Here is a 17,359-nt window from a genome sequence, read left to right on the forward strand (position 1 = left end):
GACAGACAACTATGTTGTTGAATAACATAGGTTTAGAAAAAAGAAGTAAAAGGAGTATGGAGATGCAAAAATACATTGTTTTTGACTTTGATGGCACATTAGTAGATTCGCAAAATATATTTGTACCAATTTATAATCAAATTGCTGAAAAGCACGGATATAAAACGGTAAAGGAAGAAGAAATTGAACATTTACGTAAATTAACGATGCCAGAGAGATGTAAACAACTCGATGTACCACTGTATAAATTACCGATATTAGCGTTGGAGTTTTATAAATTATATCAGCCTGCTATAAAGGATCTTGTTTTATTTCATGGGATGAAGGATGTATTAGATGAACTATATAAAAAAGGATACGGTATTGCGGTTATATCATCTAACTCAGAAGAGCATATTCGGGCATTTTTACACAAGAATGATATAGAAAATATACAAGAAGTGTATTGTTCTAAAAATCTGTTTGGTAAAGATAAAATGATAAAAAGATTTTTAAAATCGAAAAAAATAACAGAGAAAGATATGTTATACGTTGGTGATGAACAGCGAGATGTAGCAGCGTGTAAAAAGGCTGGAGTGAACGTAATTTGGGTATCTTGGGGATATGATGTCATTGAAACAGTGAAAAAAGATGCACCAGATTACATGGTTCATAAGCCGATGGAAATTGTGGAAGTAGTACAAGGAGCGTATTCTTAATATGAATACACTGCGAGCAGGCATTCATCATATTGAATTTTGGGTAGCAAATTTAGAGGAGTCCATTTCTTTTTATAATAAGTTGTTTTTCATAATTGGATGGAGAAAGTTAAATGAAGTAGCATATAGCACGGGAGAAAGTGAAATATACTTTAAAGAAGTAGATGAGGAAATCGTAAGGACGTTAGGGCCTAGACATATTTGTTATCAAGCTATTCATAGAGAAGTAGTTGATGAAGTAGCAGATTTTCTTTCTAGTACGAAAGTGAAGGTAATACGTGGTCCAATTGAAATGAATCATTATTCAGAAGGGTACTATACGATTGATTTTTACGATCCGAATGGGTTTATTGTAGAAGTAGCCTATACACCAAATGCAGAAATGTAAGGGGAATAGATATGAAGATAATTACAGCGCAGCAAAACAATATACAAATTGTAAAAGATGCAGCGAATATTGAAGAAATTTCTAAAGGTTTCTCTCCAGATAAGAAATATGTAATTACGAATGCAAATAATGAAAAATATTTATTTCGGACAGGCGATATAAAAGAGTATGAAAGAAAGAAAATAGAGTTTCAAATTTTAAATGAAATGGTAAAACGTAACGTACAGGCACAAAGGCCAATTGAAATAGGTATATTGGAAGCAGAAGGTGTATGCTATAGTATTTTTTCATATTTAGAAGGGGAAGATGCGAAGAGACTATTGTCTACGTATTCACCAAAAGAACAATATGATATTGGCATAGAGGCAGGAAAAGATTTAGTGAAAATGCATACACTTGAAGCTCCTAAGAATATACTTCCGTGGTATGAAAGAGCAATGAAAAAACATAGGAAATATTTAGAGGCGTATAAAACATGCGGAATTAAAATTGAAAATGATGATAAAATTATTAAGTTTATAGATGAAAATGAAATGTATGTAAAGGATCGCCCAAATCGATTTCAACACGATGATTTTCATTTAGAAAATATAATTGTACGGGATGGGAAATATGTAGGTGTAGTTGATTTCAATGGTTATGACTGGGGCGACCCACTGCATGATTTCGTAAAAATTGCATTATTTGCAAGAGACATTAGTATTCCATATTCAATCGGACAAATAGAAGGATACTTTAATGAGAGAATACCAGAGGAGTTCTGGAAATTATATGCGGTGTACGTTGGCATGACAGTTTTCTCATCAGTTGTCTGGACATTACGAGCAGCACCGCATATGTTGGATGATACGTTAGAGCGTCTTCATATTGTATTGGAAGATCATAAAAACTTTGAATTATCGAAGCCGATTTGGTTTCAACCAGATAAGATTGATATGAAATAGAAAAGGTAGGTGTGATTCGCACCTACCTTTATTTTTTACCATCAAAATACTTATTTAATTTTCTTAAATGTAAGCGGCTGAGTACTTAACATAGCTGGCACATGTAACTGAAGAGATGGGAATTCACCACTCACATTCATTTCATAAGCGAATAATAAACTCATTTTCATTTGGAATAAGTCAATTTTTGCAGAGAAGATGTCGTAGTGATGATGGTGCAATTGAACCTCCATCTCCATAAATTGTACAAATAACGAATCATCTTGTTTGTATACTTGTAATGTTCCGTATGCAGGATGTTCAAAAGTACCAGTATAATCCTCTAACTTGTGAGAAGGTGTAGTCCCTTTAATTTGTTCAGGAAGCGATTCAGTTGCTTCTTTCATCATTTCCTTCATTTTCTCAGTATCTTCTACAGCACGTTTATGCCAATCAATGGATTCTAATTCAAGTAGTTCGTCATAAATTTGATTAGCGAGATAAGTAGGAAGTAATGTTCCTCCAGCATTCGTTAAAATGACAAGGCCTATGTTTTCTGTTGGTATGAATGAAACAAGTGCTGAAAACCCATCAATATTACCGCCATGATGAATTACCTTATTACCACGGTAAGCGCTAATAAACCAACCAAGACCGTAACTATTTAATGGAGATTCAGGGAGTGATAAAACCGGTTGGTCTGGAATTGAATTGTGTGGTGTATACATTTGTTGTAATAATTCAGAGGAGATTAATTCATGATCTCCAAATTTTCCTTCATTTAAGTGGAGAAGTACCCAATTTGCCATATCTTCAATTGTGGAATTAATACACCCAGCAGCGCCAACTGTATCGATGTTACGGAATGGAACTGCTTTTATTTCACCGTCATTTTCAATGTAAGGTAAAGCGTAATCATCTGTAGTTTGTGAATCGTTAACAGAGAAGTTTGTATGTCTCATATTTAAAGGTTCTAAAATATGTTCTGTAGTGTATTGCTCCCACGTTTGATTTGTAATGTTTTCAACAATGTAGCTAATTGTTGCATACATTAAGTTGTTATATAGAAACGCTGTTCGGAACGGCGCATCAAGTGGTAAATGTTTTATTTTTTCAACGAGATTTTTTCGAGATAAGGAAGAGCTATACCAAAGAGCCTCATGACGGCTTACACCGGTTCGATGAGAAGCTAAATCTCGTCCGGTAACTTGTGAGCTAGCAAGTACTTCAGATAAAGAGAAGTTAGGTATATAAGACTGGACAGGACTATCCCAATTAAATTTTTGTTGTTGTGCTAACAAACTTAATGAAAGTGTGCCAAAAGCTTTCGTTGAAGAACCGATTGCGAATCGAGTATGCGGTGTAACAGCCTCTTTTGTTTCTATATTACGATAGCCGAAACCTTCTGAAATAATAACTTCACCGTCTTTTATTACAGCGACAGCAGCACCAGGAACATTTAAATCCTTCATCATTTTTTCAACCGTTGTTTGTAAAGAAGTCATAACAGGCGTTCCAATTTTAGACATACTTCTAACCTCCAAATATAAATTTTGTTCTACCGCACTATACTTTCGGTAATAGAAAATGAAAACCTTTTTAAATTTGGAAAGTTAATAATTTTGTAAGAATTAGTGCAAGAAATTTTATTAATTAGGATTATTAACTTTACCATTTTTCATGTTATGATAAATTGCATATACGATTGAAAGAAGGTTTTCCTACATATGAAACATGCTGAAAATGAATACTTAAATTTATGCCGCCATGTAATGGAACATGGTACGAAGAAAGAAGATCGTACAGGGACAGGAACTGTATCTGTATTTGGATATCAAATGCGTTTTGATTTGAGTAAAGGATTTCCTTTATTAACGACAAAAAGAGTACCATTTCGCCTTGTAGCAAGTGAACTGCTTTGGTTTATGAAAGGTGATACAAATATTCGCTATTTATTGCAGCATAATAATAATATTTGGAATGAATGGGCATTTAAGAGCTGGGTGGAAAGTGACGAGTATACTGGGCCTGATATGACCGATTTCGGTCTTCGCTCACAACAAGATGAAGAATTTAAAGTACAGTACGATGAGCAAATGGAATTGTTTAAAAAGAACGTTTTAGAAGATGATGATTTCTCAAATAAATATGGTTATTTAGGAGACGTATACGGTAAACAGTGGCGTGCTTGGAAAACGACAGCCGGTGAGACACTTGATCAATTAAAAGATGTAATTGAAATGATTAAAAAAACACCAGACTCACGTCGTTTAATCGTTTCTGCTTGGAATCCTGAAGACGTACCGAGTATGGCATTACCGCCTTGTCATACATTATTCCAGTTTTATGTAGCGGACGGAAAACTTTCTTGTCAGCTATATCAAAGAAGTGGTGACATATTCCTTGGAATTCCATTTAACATTGCAAGTTATTCACTACTAACACATTTAATTGCACATGAATGTGGTCTTGAAGTAGGAGAATTTGTTCATACAATTGGAGATGCACACATTTATACAAATCATTTTGAACAAGTAGAAAAGCAATTGGCACGTGAACCACGTCCGTTCCCAAAACTTACATTAAATCCAGATGTGAAATCTGTTTTCGATTTTGAAATGGAAGATTTAACGATTGAAGGATACGATCCGCATCCAGCAATTAAAGCACCGGTTGCAGTATAATTGTAGAGGAGATGAAAAAAATGATTGTTTCATTTATGGTCGCAATGGACGAAAATAGAGTAATTGGTAAAGATAATAATTTACCTTGGCGTTTACCGAGTGAATTACAATACGTGAAGAAAACAACGATGGGTCACCCGCTTATTATGGGAAGAAAGAACTATGAAGCGATTGGTAGACCGCTGCCTGGAAGACGGAATATTATTGTAACTCGTAATGAAGGATATCACGTTGAAGGATGTGAAGTTGTTCATTCTGTAGAAGAAGTATTTGAACTATGTAAAAATGAAGAAGAGATTTTTATTTTTGGTGGGGCGCAAATTTATGATCTCTTTTTACCTTATGTAGACAAATTGTATATAACAAAAATCCATTATGCATTTGAAGGAGATACATTCTTCCCAGAAATGGATATGACAAATTGGAAAGAGATTTTTGTGGAAAAAGGTTTAACGGATGAAAAAAACCCGTATACGTATTATTACCATGTATATGAGAAACAACAATAATAAAAAAGATTGATGTGAGAATTCGCATCAATCTTTTTATTTATATTCACCAATATAAGTTTATAGATGAGATTCGATAGTGCTATAATGATAGGTAGCATGTAAAAATGCTAAAATTTTCAAAAGTACTAATATAGAAAGAGGAGGAGAATCGATTGAGAAAGATATGGGGGATTCTTTTTCTTTGCTTAACATTCATGTTAGTTGGATGTGGTAAAGAAGAAAAACCACAAGAAGCGTTTGATACATATGTAAAAGCGTGGAATAAACAAAAATTTGCAGATATGTATGATCAACTATCAAAAAATGCAAAAAAAGATATTTCAAAGAAAGAGTTTACTGAGAAATATGAAAAGATTTATTCTGGTATCGAAGTGAAAGACTTAAAGGTAGAAACAGGGGAAGTAAAAGAAGATAAAAAAGATGAAGGCCCTGTTCCTTTTAAAGTAAGCATGGATACAGTTGGTGGTAAAATTACATTTGGTCATGAAGCAAAAATGGTGAAAGAAAAAGATGGAGATAAAGAATCTTGGAAAATAGATTGGACTCCTGATTTTATTTTCCCAGGCATGACGAAAGATAGTAAAGTGCGTATGCAGACAACACAGCCAAAACGTGGTGAAATATACGATCGTAATGGAAAAGGTCTTGCAACGAATGGGAAAGCTTCTGAAATTGGAATAGTTCCAGAAAAATTAGACGATACTGCTCCGCAAACGAAAGAGACAGTAGCGAAGTTGTTAAATATGACTGTAGAAGAAATTGATCAAAAATTAGCTGCTAAATGGGTAAAACCAGGGTATCTCGTACCAATTGGAATTTTGCCCGAAGGGGCAACGCAAAATACGTATATTGATTTAGCAGGTGTTTCAACAAAACCTGTAAATGTTCGTACATATCCATTAGGGGAAGCGGCAGCTCATCTAACTGGTTATATCGGAAAGGTAAATGCTGAAGATTTAAAAACGCTTCAAAAGAAAGGCTATCAAGCTGATGATCCAGTTGGTAAAGCTGGTTTAGAGCAAGTATTAGAGGAAAAGCTACGCGGTAAAAAAGGTGGCCGTGTCTTTGTAGAAGATGCACAAGGAAAAGAAATTAAAAACTTGGCAAAAACAGATGCTGTTGATGGAGAAAACGTAACTTTAACTATTGATAGTGCTGTTCAAGAAAAAACGTACAATGAAATGAAGGGCGAAGCTGGTTCAAGTGCAGCAATTAATCCGAAAAGTGGAGAAACAATTGCACTAGTAAGTAGTCCAGCATATGATCCGAATTTAATTGCACGAGGAACATCAAAAGCACAACGCGAAGCTTGGAATAATGATCCGAAAAAGCCGATGACGAATCGCTTTACACAATTATCGGTACCAGGTTCTGTATTTAAACCAATTACAGCTGCAATTGGTCTTGAAACGAAAACGATCGATCCAAAAGAAGAGTTAAAAATTGAAGGATTAAAATGGACAAAAGATTCTTCTTGGGGTAATTATTATGTAACGCGTGTGAAAGATGCAAATCCGATTGATTTTGATAAGGCGATGAAATACTCGGATAATATTTACTTCGCACAAGAAGCATTGAAAATTGGAAAAGACAAGTTTATGAGTGAAGCGAAAAAATTCGGATTCGATGAAAAATTACCAATTGAATATGGATTCCCTGCTTCTAAAATTGCAAATGACGGTATTAAAAATGATATTCAAATGGCAGATACAGGATATGGACAAGGGCAAGTATTAATGACTCCTCTTCATTTAGCTTTAACGTATGCGCCAATTGTAAATAATGGAACGATTCCATCACCGTATATTATTAAAACAGATAAACAACCAAAAGCTTGGAAAGAAAATGTAATTTCTAAAGGAAATCAGGATATATTAAAAACTGCTATGACGAAAGTAATTAATGATCCGGATGGTACAGGGAAAATTGCTAAAATTGATGGAATGACTCTTGCTGGAAAAACAGGTACAGCGGAATTAAAAGTATCCAAAGAGGCCGAAGGAAAAGAACTAGGCTGGTTCGCTGCATTTGATTTAAATTCACCAGATATGGTCATTACAATGATGATTGAAGATGTAAAAGGTAGAGGTGGAAGTAACATTCCAGCTGAAAAAGTGAAACATGTTTTTCAAAAATAATATGTAATAAAAGGCTATCTCTATAAATTATAGAGATAGCCTTTTTGTATGAGGAGTCTTAATATCTGCATACTAAATTTTAAAGAAACAAAATAAATCATTAACTTACGAAAAAAAGTAGCTATTTTTTATTGACATTGATTAAAACTTTTTGTATTATACTTACATAAGGTAAGTTATTAACTTTTAAAAAATAAATCTTGAATTAAAGATAAAGAGAAAAAGGGAGAGAATACAATGACAAAAGTACTATTTATCACAGCAAATCCAAATTCAGCAGAAGGTTCTTTCGGAATGGCAGTAGGGGAAGCTTTCATCGAGGCTTATAAAAACGAGCATCCACAAGACGAAGTTGTAACAATTGATCTATTCAATACTACTGTACCAGCAATCGATGCAGATGTATTTGCTGCTTGGGGGAAATTTGCAGCAGGTGAAGGCTTTGAAACTTTAACTGAAGTTCAACAACAAAAAGTAGCAGCAATGAACACAAACTTAGAAACATTTATGCATGCAGATCGTTATGTATTCGTAACTCCAATGTGGAACTTTAGCTATCCACCAGTAGTAAAAGCATACTTAGATAACGTAGCAATCGCAGGTAAAACATTCAAATATACTGAAAATGGTCCAGTTGGCTTATTAGAAGGTAAAAAAGCACTTCACATTCAAGCAACAGGTGGCGTATATTCTGAAGGAGCATACGCAGCTGTAGACTTCGGTCGCAATCACTTAAAAACTGTATTAGGATTTGTCGGAGTAAATGAAACTGAATATATTGCAGTTGAAGGTATGAATGCAAACCCTGAAAAAGCACAAGAAATTAAAGAAGCAGCAATTGCTAATGCTCGTGAATTAGCAAAACGTTTCTAATATAGAATGCCTTAAAAAGTCCAAACACTTGATGTTTGGACTTTTTTTCTTCTTTTTCCTTCGTTTGTCTAGTATAATGAAGGTCGGAATGATAATAGGTGGGGGTTCTGTATGATTCAAACGTTTTTTAAAATCTTTTATTTAATTTTAATCGTAATTGCGATTACACCGAGAATGTGGCGTCTTAAAAGACAAGTAAATACGATGGCGCCAAAAGAAAAAGATAATGCTGTGTACAAAACGACAAATTGGTTTGGTAAGAAAATGGTACGTGTAGCTGGAGGGACAGTAGAAGTTAAAGGGCTTGAAAATGTTCCGAAAGACAAGCCAGTACTAGTTGTAAGTAATCACCAAAGTAATATGGATATCCCTGTTTTACTAGGTTACTTAAATAAACCAATTGGATTCGTGTCAAAAGCAGAAATTAAAAAGTTCCCAGTTGTACCAACTTGGATGGAACTCATGAATTGTGTATTTATGGATCGTAGCGATCGTCGTCAATCTCTTAAAGCAATTAAAGATGGAATCGAGCTATTAAAGAATGGACATTCTATCGTAATTTTCCCAGAAGGGACAAGAAGTAAGGGTGGCGAAGTTGGAGAGTTTAAGGCTGGTAGTTTTCATCTTGCAGTAAAGTCAGGTGTAGCAATTTTACCTGTAACGTTAGATGGTACATATAAGATGTTTGAAGCGAATGGAAATCGTATGAAGCCAGCTCATGCAACAGTAACAATTTCTAAGCCGATTACACCTGAAGATTATGCGAATATGGATATTAAAGAATTAACGAAGCATACACAGGAAGTTATCGCATCACAATTACATAAGTAATAAAAAAGGTTTCAGCTTATAGTAAGCTGAAACCTTTTTTATTATGCTGTAGGTAAGACATAAAAGAGTACACAAAAGAACATCATCGCACTACCACCTAAAACGAACAGGTGCCATATGGCATGGTTGAAAGGTAGCTTTTCCCAAAGGAAGAATATAGCTCCGACAGAATATAAGATTCCGCCCGCTAAAAGTAGTGAAAAACCATGTCCAGTTAGATTTTCATAAAGTGGTTTAATGGCAACGATTATGAGCCAGCCCATAATGATGTAACATAAAGTTGATGCCTTTATAAAGCGACGTACAAAGAAAATTTTGAAGACGATACCTCCGATTGCAAGTGTCCATATAATAGCAAGTAACGTCCATCCTAATGGGCCACGAAGTGTAATAAGTAGAAAAGGAGTATACGTGCCAGCAATCAATAAGTAAATGGCTGAATGATCTAAAATAGTAAATATTTTTTCAACTTTAGGATGATGGATGCTGTGTAGCAATGTTGAAAACAAGTACAGTAAAAACATGCTTACACCATAAACAGTAAATGCAACTACAGCTGATGCGGTACCGTGCTTAGAAGCATGAATAATCAATATGATTAAGGCAGGGATGCTTAAAATGGCACCGATACCATGTGTAATTGCATTTGCAATTTCTTCTTTTACAAATTGGGTCATTCGTGTCATTTTTTCAGTCATAATGCAAATCCTTTCTACTATCATGAAATAATATGTCATTTCCCTTACCATATCATACACAAGGGCAATAGAAAATGAAATTTGTATAATTGATTATATTTTTGAATTTTTTTGACAAAAGGCAATGGATTTGTTGACGTTTTCAAACTTTTTTGACAAAATGAAATTATGTAATAGTAGGACAAGGAAACTACTAATAAAGGGGATGGGGAAATGTTTTCAAATATTGGCTTTCCAGGGTTAATTTTAATTTTAGTAGCAGTACTCATTTTATTTGGACCTAAAAAATTGCCGGAAATCGGGAAGGCTTTAGGGGAAACGTTAAAAGAGTTTAAAAAATCAACGAAAGAATTGACAGATGACGCATTTCAAGAAAAGGAAAAGAAAGAAAAAATGTAATGTATTTTCCTTGTAATGGATAAATAAAGTGTGGTGAACGAGTTGGAAGATCGGGAAATGAGCGTAGTAGAACATATTGTTGAGCTTCGAAAAAGAGTAATATATACGGTGTTATCCTTTGTACTATTTTTAATTATCGGATTTACTTTTACAAAGGATATTTATTTTTGGCTTGTAAAAGATTTACCAATGAAATTAACTGTTCTCGGTCCAAGTGATGTATTATGGATTTTTTTCTCGATTGCTACAGTATTTGCTATCGTTTGTACAATTCCTTTTGCTGCTATACAAATTTGGTTATTTGTAAAACCGGGTTTACATCCAAATGAACAAAAGATGACAATAATGTATATACCGGTATTGTCTATATTATTTATTGCAGGTTTATGTTTTGGATACTTTATTGTAATGCCATTTCTATTTCACTTTTTAACTACGATAGGTAATGAAATGTTTAATACGATGTTTACGACAGAAAAGTATTTTCATTTTGTACTTAATTTAACAGTTCCATTTGCTGTGATTTTTGAATTACCAGTCGTTGTAATGTTTTTAACTAGTATTGGAATACTTACGGCGGAATTTTTAATAAAAATAAGAAGATATGCTTACGTAGCACTGATTATCATTGCATCTTGTATATCACCGCCTGACTTTTTATCTCATAGTTTAGTTGCGGTGCCGCTTATTTGTATTTATGAAGTAAGTATTGCTTTATCAAAGGTTGTTAGTAAGAGGAAAAAGAAAAGAGAAGAAATGCAGTCGAAAAGTGCCTCGTTATAAAGGCACTTTTTTATTTATTGGTTATACTATAGCTATAAACGTATACAATATATAGAAGAAAAAAATTATAGAATCTCCAAAATTTAGACAAACTTTGCGCTTTTATAAGCTTATACTAAATGTATTAAACAATTGATGGATAATGAGATTCCCGTCTCGGAGATATTTAGGATGGGAAGATGGATTAGGTGGAGATGAATAGAGTATAAATCTTCTAGCCATAAGGACTACAGAAATCATATAAGTCTGATTTTACTCCACTTTAAACAACGTGTTACAACGCAAAGTAGAGGAAGTTCAAAAATCCAATGAAAAAGAGGATTGATATTGTGATTACGAAAAGTTTTTATTTCACTCATTCAACAGGGGATTGTATTAAAATATTCGAAATCCCTGTCCTACAGGCGCAGCATCCATTATCGTTTCTAATTCAGTCTCGTCTTCAATTATTTATTGCAAAAATTCAAAAACAAAAACATCCAAGATTTTCATATTCTTTCCGTGAATATTTACAAAATTGTTTGAAGTGGAATGATTATTTAAATGTATATAAAACAAATACTCTTGAAAAAAATGCATGATATAGAGTAGAGACAGGGTTAGGAGCTCTGTCTTTTTCATTTTAGATATAAAAATATAATTAATTTGATGAAATTTCGTTCCAAATTGTTGAAAGCAATGGGAATACTAGTATAATAACAAGGAGAGCGTATTGGAAAGGGAAGAATATAATATGCAAAAAATTAAAATTGTAACAGATTCAACGGCAGATTTATCACAAGAAGTAATCGAGAAGTATGACATTCATGTTCTACCATTATCAATCTCTGTAAATGGACAAACATATTTAGATCGCGTTGATCTACAACCAGATGAATTTATTGAAGAAATGCTTAAATCAGAGGAATTACCAAAAACATCGCAACCAGCAATGGGTACATTTGTAGAAATGTATGACAAGTTAGGTGAAGATGGAAGTGAAGTACTTTCCATTCATATGACAAGTGGAATGAGTGGTACTGTAGCAACAGCAAATAGTGCTGCATCAATGACCGATACAAAAGTAACAGTTGTTGATTCTCAATTTATAACACATGCTTTAGCATATCAAGTAATTGAAGCTGCAAAAATGGCAAATGAAGGGCGCTCACTAGAAGAAATTTTAAAACGTGTAGATGAAGTAAGAAAGAATACTCGTTTATATGTAGTAGTAGATACATTAGAAAACTTAGTGAAGGGTGGACGTATCGGTAAAGGAAAAGCGTTTATCGGTTCGCTGCTTAATATAAAGCCAATTGCTAGTCTTGAAGACGGTGTTTATAATCCTGTAACGAAAGTTCGTAGCCAAGGCCAAATTGTAAAAACATTAGCTAAGTTATTTGAGCAAGATACAGCTGGAAAAGTTGTAAAGGCTGTTGCAATTCCGCATGCGAAAGCAATTCCTTTAGCTGAAAGTATGAAAGTGGCGGTTGAAAAAGTGAGTGGGTTTGCTCAATCAGAAATTTTCTATACAACGCCTATAATTAGTACTCATACAGGTCCGGGTGCAATCGGATTTATGTATTTAGCAGAGTAATAAAAAAGCTACTTGAAAATATATTTCAAGTAGCTTTTTTATGTAAATAGAAAGTAAGAAATAAGAAGAGCTATACAGGCACTACCGCTAATGATATAGCGAGTCTGTAAATATTCATTCATAGAAAACACCCTTTATCCCGCTATTTGCGGACAGTAAAACTCCCACCTCAAAATTTAGCTGGAGCAAAGAGGTTAGGTGGCGGGCTGTCCGTAAAAGCCCGATTGGTGAAGGTTAATAATCAGTGGGGATAAAGAAACTCCCACTGATTAAAGTTTCATTATAGGATTTTCTATATTATATGTTGGATATAGAAAATCAGTCGTTACGTTACACATGTAAAGTTTCAATTTTTTCGTTTATTTGCTTATCATTTGTTGCGTTACTATAAATAAAAGTTTGACCTAAAAAGAGTACATGCAGTTGTTCCCACGGTAACATGCGCAAATTCCAATTATTTCGAAGTCTAGTTATTGCTTCACGAGGTGTTTCATCGGCGAGTGCGAAAGCTCCGTAATGCATTGGTATAAAATGCGTAGCGCTTAAATCTAAATAAGCTTGCACGGCCTCTTCAGGTGAAACATGAGATACTTTCATAAACCATTCTGGTTCATAAGCGCCAATGGGCATAAGAGCAATATCAATTAAAAAGCGTTCACCAATTTCTTTGAAACCTTGGAAATAGCCACTGTCGCCACAAAAATATATGGTTTCCATAGTCGTTTCATTATCAATAATCCATCCCCCCCAGTGAGACGTATTCATATCAAATAAGAATCTTCTCGTCCAGTGCTGAGCAGGTACGAAGTGAAAAGAAACTTCGTTAATTATCGTACTTTCCCACCATTTATACTCTTCTACATGTTTAAATTTCTTACGAGTAAATAATTTTTTTAATCCGATAGGTACAAGGTATAGAACATCATCATTCAACTGACGAAGAGTTGAAAAATCTAAATGATCATAATGACCATGTGAAATAAGGACAATATCAATTTTAGGTAGTGCTTCTATAGAGAGTCCAGGTTCTGTAAGTCTTGGAACTAGCTTTAATTTATTGGCCCAAACTGGATCTGTTAATATATTAAGTCCATTCGTTTGGATAAGAAAAGTAGAATGCCCAATCCATGTGACAGTCGTTTTTTTTACATTACTTTGCAAAAATGCACTTTGTTTAACGGGTGATTGTTCTACTAAGAAAGAAAAATCTTTTTTGTTTTGCTTTCGTTCTTTACGCCAGCGTAAAAAAGAGCGAATTGATTTTTTTGTACTAACATTATCCATATTTTCATAGCGCTTTGCCATGAACATCACCTCATTTAAAATCGTTGTATTTGTATTGTACCGAAATGTTGTTAAGGAATACAGTGTAAAACATGGATTAATGTTTAAGGAATTGTTAAAAAATAGGGAAAGATATTTACAAAAGTAACAATAAAATTAGTTTTATCACTTCTATTTATAGAAATAATAGTAAAAAAATATATTTTGTCTAGTAATTCGCTTGAAATAAAGAAGTAACATACGTAAATTCGTACGATTTCGTGAACAAATGTAGTAAACAATTTTCTCGTAGTGTTAACTTTTGTTATTATAAACATAACCTATTTAAATTTAGGATAGAGAAAAGAGGTTTATAAATGAAGCGTTATCAAAAAATAATTGGTCTTATGGTTGTATTTTGTCTCTTTGTACTTGCTGGATGTAGTGGATCAGGTTCAAAGCTTCGTAAACCATTAAATTGGGATTTAGAAACTTTCCAATTTACAAATCAAGATGGAAAGCAATTTGGTACAAAAGATTTAAAAGGGAAAGTTTGGGTTGCAGATTTTATGTTCACAAATTGTCAAACAGTTTGTCCACCAATGACTGCAAATATGGCCAAGCTGCAAAAGATGGCAAAAGAAGAGAAGATAGACGTTCAGTTTGTTTCATTTAGTGTAGATCCAGACCTTGATAAACCAGAAAATCTGAAAGCTTTTATTCAAAAGTTTACAGAGGATACTAGTAACTGGAATTTATTAACGGGATATTCGTTAGAAGATATTACAAAGTTTTCAAAAGATAATTTCCAATCACTTGTAGATAAGCCGGAGAACGGTCAGGTCATGCATGGTACATCATTTTATTTAATTGATCAAAACGGAAAAGTAATGAAAAAGTATAGTGGCATTAGTAATACGCCATACGAAGACATTATACGTGATATGAAGCGATTAGTGGATTAAAAATAAGGGTGCAAAGCACCCTTATTTTTTTTGCATTAGTCTATGGATAAAATATCATGTTGTTGGGGAAGTTTCGGCGCCCGAATTTCTAATACGCCGTTTTGATAAGAAGCTTTTGCTGCTTTTTTATTAATTGAATACGGCAACTTAATTAATCTTGATGCTTCTGAAATGGAACGTTCTCGGCGATAATAGTTATGGGATGTTTCTTCTTCTTCCTCTTCGAGTATCTCTTCTTTTACAGAAACTTTTAAGTATTCACTTTGTATTTCAATTTGGATTTGCTCTTTTTGTATACCTGGTAGTTCAGCTGTAACAACGAGTTCTTCACCAACTTCATATAAATCTACAGGGAATGTTAATAAACGGTTTCCTTTTTGGAAAAAATGATTTAAATCAGCGATTACATTGCGAAGAGGTGTTTGCTCGAAGAAATCATCAATTTGCTTTAAGTAATTACGAACCGGTGGGCGAGAAGAATCTTTTTTTTCTTCACTCATGGTATTCCCTCCTAGAAATCAATTTGCAATATCATATGACAAAAGCGGAGAAAGGTGAGTGCCTAGTTTTCATGTTTTCATAAAAAATTGTTAAAAATGTGAAATGGAGTGATTTTTTTATAGTTTTTGGTCGCCATATTCAGTTGATTATGCTAGTATAAATAGGGTTGATATAGTAGTATAGAAACAGAATGAAAACCGAAAGAGGGTAAGAAGTATGTGTGGTTTTGTAGGATGTTTATGTGAAAACCCTAGAGAGTTTTCAGAAACAGAAAAACATCAATTTGAAAATATGAACACGATGATTTTCCACCGTGGTCCAGATGACGAAGGATATTTTCGTGATGAACATGTACAATTTGGCTTCCGCCGTTTAAGTATCATTGACTTAGAGGCAGGACATCAGCCGCTAACTTATGAAAATGATCGATATGTAATTATTTTTAATGGTGAAATTTACAACTATGTAGAATTACGTGAAATGTTACTTGAAAAAGGTGCAACGTTTGCAACGCAATCTGATACAGAAGTTATCATTGCATTGTATGCACATATGAAAGAAAAATGTGTAGACTACCTTCGTGGTATGTTTGCATTTATGATTTGGGATCGTGAAGAGAAGAAACTTTTCGGTGCACGTGACCACTTCGGTATTAAACCTCTATACATCGCACAGCAAGGTGATACTACATTTTTCGCATCTGAGAAGAAAAGTATTATGCATGTGATGGAAGATAAAGGCGTTAATCCAACGTCACTACAACATTATTTTACGTACCAATATGGCCCAGAGCCAGAAACATTAACAATTGATGTTAATAAAATCGAGCCTGGTCATTATTTCGTAAAAGAAATCGGTAAAGAGATGGAAATCCATCGCTACTGGAAACCTTATTTCAATGCTTCAGGTGCAACGAAAGAGGAGCATATCCAAGCAATTCGTGATGTACTATATGATTCAGTAAAAGTGCATATGCGTAGTGATGTACCAGTAGGTTCATTCTTATCTGGTGGTATCGATTCATCTATCATCGCTTCTATCGCAAGAGAAATGAATCCAAATCTTTTAACATTCTCTGTTGGTTTTGAGCAACGTGGTTTCAGTGAAGTTGATGTTGCAAAAGAAACTGCTGAGAAATTAGGCGTTAAAAACCATAACGTATTCATTTCAGCGAAAGAATTTATGGATGAGTTTCCAAAAATCATTTGGCATATGGATGATCCTTTAGCTGATCCAGCAGCTGTACCATTGTACTTCGTTGCTAAAGAAGCACGTAAACATGTAACAGTTGTTCTTTCAGGTGAAGGCGCAGACGAGCTATTTGGTGGTTATAACATTTACCGTGAGCCAAACTCACTAAAAATGTTCTCTTACATTCCTAGCCCAGGTAAGAGCGTTCTAAAAGCATTGAGTGGTGCTCTTAAAGAAGGATTTAAAGGTAAGAGCTTCCTAGAGCGTGGATGTACACCAATTGAAGAGCGTTACTATGGAAATGCGAAAATCTTCCGTGAAGAAGAAAAAGCTGAATTAATGAAGTATTACAATGAAAGTGTTAACTATATGGATATCACGAAACCATTGTATAACGAGATTAAAGATTATGATGATGTAAGTAAAATGCAGTACATTGACATGTTCACATGGTTACGCGGTGACATTTTATTAAAAGCTGATAAAATGACAATGGCAAACTCATTAGAACTTCGTGTACCGTTCTTAGATAAAGAAGTATTCGATGTTGCATCTAAAATTCCAACTGAACTTAAGATTGCTAACGGAACTACGAAAGCTATTTTACGTGAAGCAGCACGCGGAATCGTTCCAGATCACGTATTAGATCGTAAAAAACTTGGATTCCCAGTACCAATTCGTCACTGGTTAAAAGACGAAATGCATGATTGGGCTATCAATATTATAAACGAGAGTAAAACAGAGCATTTAATCGACAAACAGTATGTATTAAACTTACTGGAAGCACATTGTGCAGATAAAGGCGATTATAGCCGTAAAATTTGGACTGTACTTGCGTTTATGGTATGGCACCAAATTTATGTTGAGCATAAATACGATACGAATAAGTTCCATGAAGAAACAAAACGTGCGTATAGCTTAGTGTAATTAGAAAAA

At 34.1% G+C, this 17,359-nt stretch carries 18 protein-coding genes; 14 read left to right on the plus strand and 4 right to left on the minus strand.

What is annotated here, in order from left to right:
• Positions 1 to 62 precede the first annotated feature (62 nt).
• From JFU02_RS30450 to JFU02_RS30460, 3 genes are read left to right on the plus strand one after another with little or no spacing between them, the layout of a single operon-like run.
• Positions 63 to 698 (plus strand): HAD family hydrolase, encoded by a 636-nt coding sequence (locus JFU02_RS30450; RefSeq protein WP_042973285.1) that lies wholly within the window; start codon positions 63 to 65, stop codon positions 696 to 698.
• Between the two features lies 1 nt (position 699).
• Positions 700 to 1,086, plus strand: a complete 387-nt coding sequence (locus JFU02_RS30455) for a VOC family protein (RefSeq protein WP_001094661.1) — start codon at positions 700 to 702, stop codon at positions 1,084 to 1,086.
• Positions 1,087 to 1,097: 11 nt separating this feature from the next.
• Entirely contained in the window at positions 1,098 to 2,030 is a 933-nt protein-coding gene (locus tag JFU02_RS30460; RefSeq protein ID WP_201072078.1) for an aminoglycoside phosphotransferase family protein, read from the plus strand.
• A 50-nt stretch (positions 2,031 to 2,080) separates the two neighbouring features.
• Here the strand turns inward: JFU02_RS30460 and JFU02_RS30465 are convergent, their stop codons facing one another.
• A complete protein-coding gene (locus JFU02_RS30465) occupies positions 2,081 to 3,538 on the minus strand; it encodes a serine hydrolase (protein ID WP_000034532.1) in 1,458 nt (485 codons plus the stop codon).
• A 198-nt stretch (positions 3,539 to 3,736) separates the two neighbouring features.
• Between JFU02_RS30465 and JFU02_RS30470 the strand changes: the two genes are divergently transcribed.
• From JFU02_RS30470 to JFU02_RS30490, 5 genes are all read left to right on the plus strand, one after another.
• Entirely contained in the window at positions 3,737 to 4,693 is a 957-nt protein-coding gene (locus tag JFU02_RS30470) for a thymidylate synthase (RefSeq protein WP_000679600.1), read from the plus strand.
• A 20-nt stretch (positions 4,694 to 4,713) separates the two neighbouring features.
• Positions 4,714 to 5,202: a dihydrofolate reductase gene (locus tag JFU02_RS30475; protein ID WP_000637207.1), complete on the plus strand. Its 489-nt coding sequence runs from the start codon at positions 4,714 to 4,716 to the stop codon at positions 5,200 to 5,202.
• 155 nt (positions 5,203 to 5,357) lie between these two features.
• Complete coding sequence (gene pbpC, locus JFU02_RS30480) at positions 5,358 to 7,343, plus strand: penicillin-binding protein 3 (protein ID WP_097888585.1); 1,986 nt, start codon at positions 5,358 to 5,360, stop codon at positions 7,341 to 7,343.
• 237 nt (positions 7,344 to 7,580) lie between these two features.
• The gene (locus tag JFU02_RS30485; RefSeq protein WP_061665975.1) at positions 7,581 to 8,216 is read left to right on the plus strand and encodes an FMN-dependent NADH-azoreductase; all 636 of its coding nucleotides are present in this window, start codon (positions 7,581 to 7,583) and stop codon (positions 8,214 to 8,216) included.
• A gap of 111 nt (positions 8,217 to 8,327) precedes the next feature.
• A complete protein-coding gene (locus JFU02_RS30490) occupies positions 8,328 to 9,047 on the plus strand; it encodes a lysophospholipid acyltransferase family protein (RefSeq protein ID WP_000616579.1) in 720 nt (239 codons plus the stop codon).
• Between the two features lie 41 nt (positions 9,048 to 9,088).
• Here JFU02_RS30490 and trhA read toward each other — a convergent pair whose 3' ends face one another.
• Positions 9,089 to 9,745, minus strand: coding sequence for a PAQR family membrane homeostasis protein TrhA (gene trhA, locus JFU02_RS30495; RefSeq protein WP_000136889.1), 657 nt, complete (start codon positions 9,743 to 9,745; stop codon positions 9,089 to 9,091).
• A gap of 213 nt (positions 9,746 to 9,958) precedes the next feature.
• On the opposite strand from trhA, the gene JFU02_RS30500 reads away from it, so the two are divergent.
• The 4 genes from JFU02_RS30500 to JFU02_RS30515 all read left to right on the plus strand — a co-directional run bounded on the left by JFU02_RS30500 (position 9,959) and on the right by JFU02_RS30515 (position 12,503).
• Positions 9,959 to 10,144, plus strand: coding sequence for a twin-arginine translocase TatA/TatE family subunit (locus tag JFU02_RS30500; RefSeq protein ID WP_000492443.1), 186 nt, complete (start codon positions 9,959 to 9,961; stop codon positions 10,142 to 10,144).
• A gap of 57 nt (positions 10,145 to 10,201) precedes the next feature.
• A complete protein-coding gene (gene tatC, locus JFU02_RS30505; RefSeq protein ID WP_000117643.1) occupies positions 10,202 to 10,927 on the plus strand; it encodes a twin-arginine translocase subunit TatC in 726 nt (241 codons plus the stop codon).
• 329 nt (positions 10,928 to 11,256) lie between these two features.
• Positions 11,257 to 11,508, plus strand: a complete 252-nt coding sequence (locus tag JFU02_RS30510; protein WP_000629012.1) for a DUF2535 family protein — start codon at positions 11,257 to 11,259, stop codon at positions 11,506 to 11,508.
• Positions 11,509 to 11,660: 152 nt separating this feature from the next.
• The gene (locus tag JFU02_RS30515; protein WP_042973291.1) at positions 11,661 to 12,503 is read left to right on the plus strand and encodes a DegV family protein; all 843 of its coding nucleotides are present in this window, start codon (positions 11,661 to 11,663) and stop codon (positions 12,501 to 12,503) included.
• Positions 12,504 to 12,833: 330 nt separating this feature from the next.
• Here the strand turns inward: JFU02_RS30515 and JFU02_RS30520 are convergent, their stop codons facing one another.
• Positions 12,834 to 13,808: an MBL fold metallo-hydrolase gene (locus JFU02_RS30520; RefSeq protein ID WP_001129638.1), complete on the minus strand. Its 975-nt coding sequence runs from the start codon at positions 13,806 to 13,808 to the stop codon at positions 12,834 to 12,836.
• 335 nt (positions 13,809 to 14,143) lie between these two features.
• On the opposite strand from JFU02_RS30520, the gene JFU02_RS30525 reads away from it, so the two are divergent.
• Positions 14,144 to 14,731: an SCO family protein gene (locus JFU02_RS30525; protein WP_000833341.1), complete on the plus strand. Its 588-nt coding sequence runs from the start codon at positions 14,144 to 14,146 to the stop codon at positions 14,729 to 14,731.
• A 35-nt stretch (positions 14,732 to 14,766) separates the two neighbouring features.
• Here the strand turns inward: JFU02_RS30525 and JFU02_RS30530 are convergent, their stop codons facing one another.
• A complete protein-coding gene (locus JFU02_RS30530) occupies positions 14,767 to 15,231 on the minus strand; it encodes an Hsp20/alpha crystallin family protein (protein ID WP_001288084.1) in 465 nt (154 codons plus the stop codon).
• A gap of 217 nt (positions 15,232 to 15,448) precedes the next feature.
• Here JFU02_RS30530 and asnB point away from each other — a divergent pair, with 217 nt between their 5' ends.
• Positions 15,449 to 17,350: an asparagine synthase (glutamine-hydrolyzing) gene (asnB, locus tag JFU02_RS30535; protein ID WP_000333814.1), complete on the plus strand. Its 1,902-nt coding sequence runs from the start codon at positions 15,449 to 15,451 to the stop codon at positions 17,348 to 17,350.
• Positions 17,351 to 17,359 lie beyond the last annotated feature (9 nt).

This window comes from Bacillus sp. TH13, assembly GCF_016651175.1.
Lineage (GTDB): Bacteria > Bacillota > Bacilli > Bacillales > Bacillaceae_G > Bacillus_A > Bacillus_A thuringiensis_S.

Bases quoted from the DNA above. Each gene is read 5' to 3' on its own strand.
- JFU02_RS30450 (WP_042973285.1), top strand. From the start codon at position 63: ATGCAAAAATACATTGTTTTTGACTTTGATGGCACATTAGTAGATTCG.
- JFU02_RS30455 (WP_001094661.1), top strand. From the start codon at position 700: ATGAATACACTGCGAGCAGGCATTCATCATATTGAATTTTGGGTAGCA.
- JFU02_RS30460 (WP_201072078.1), top strand. From the start codon at position 1,098: ATGAAGATAATTACAGCGCAGCAAAACAATATACAAATTGTAAAAGAT.
- JFU02_RS30465 (WP_000034532.1), bottom strand. From the start codon at position 3,538: ATGTCTAAAATTGGAACGCCTGTTATGACTTCTTTACAAACAACGGTT.
- JFU02_RS30470 (WP_000679600.1), top strand. From the start codon at position 3,737: ATGAAACATGCTGAAAATGAATACTTAAATTTATGCCGCCATGTAATG.
- JFU02_RS30475 (WP_000637207.1), top strand. From the start codon at position 4,714: ATGATTGTTTCATTTATGGTCGCAATGGACGAAAATAGAGTAATTGGT.
- JFU02_RS30485 (WP_061665975.1), top strand. From the start codon at position 7,581: ATGACAAAAGTACTATTTATCACAGCAAATCCAAATTCAGCAGAAGGT.
- JFU02_RS30490 (WP_000616579.1), top strand. From the start codon at position 8,328: ATGATTCAAACGTTTTTTAAAATCTTTTATTTAATTTTAATCGTAATT.
- trhA (WP_000136889.1), bottom strand. From the start codon at position 9,745: ATGACTGAAAAAATGACACGAATGACCCAATTTGTAAAAGAAGAAATT.
- JFU02_RS30500 (WP_000492443.1), top strand. From the start codon at position 9,959: ATGTTTTCAAATATTGGCTTTCCAGGGTTAATTTTAATTTTAGTAGCA.
- tatC (WP_000117643.1), top strand. From the start codon at position 10,202: ATGAGCGTAGTAGAACATATTGTTGAGCTTCGAAAAAGAGTAATATAT.
- JFU02_RS30515 (WP_042973291.1), top strand. From the start codon at position 11,661: ATGCAAAAAATTAAAATTGTAACAGATTCAACGGCAGATTTATCACAA.
- JFU02_RS30520 (WP_001129638.1), bottom strand. From the start codon at position 13,808: ATGGCAAAGCGCTATGAAAATATGGATAATGTTAGTACAAAAAAATCA.
- JFU02_RS30525 (WP_000833341.1), top strand. From the start codon at position 14,144: ATGAAGCGTTATCAAAAAATAATTGGTCTTATGGTTGTATTTTGTCTC.
- JFU02_RS30530 (WP_001288084.1), bottom strand. From the start codon at position 15,231: ATGAGTGAAGAAAAAAAAGATTCTTCTCGCCCACCGGTTCGTAATTAC.
- asnB (WP_000333814.1), top strand. From the start codon at position 15,449: ATGTGTGGTTTTGTAGGATGTTTATGTGAAAACCCTAGAGAGTTTTCA.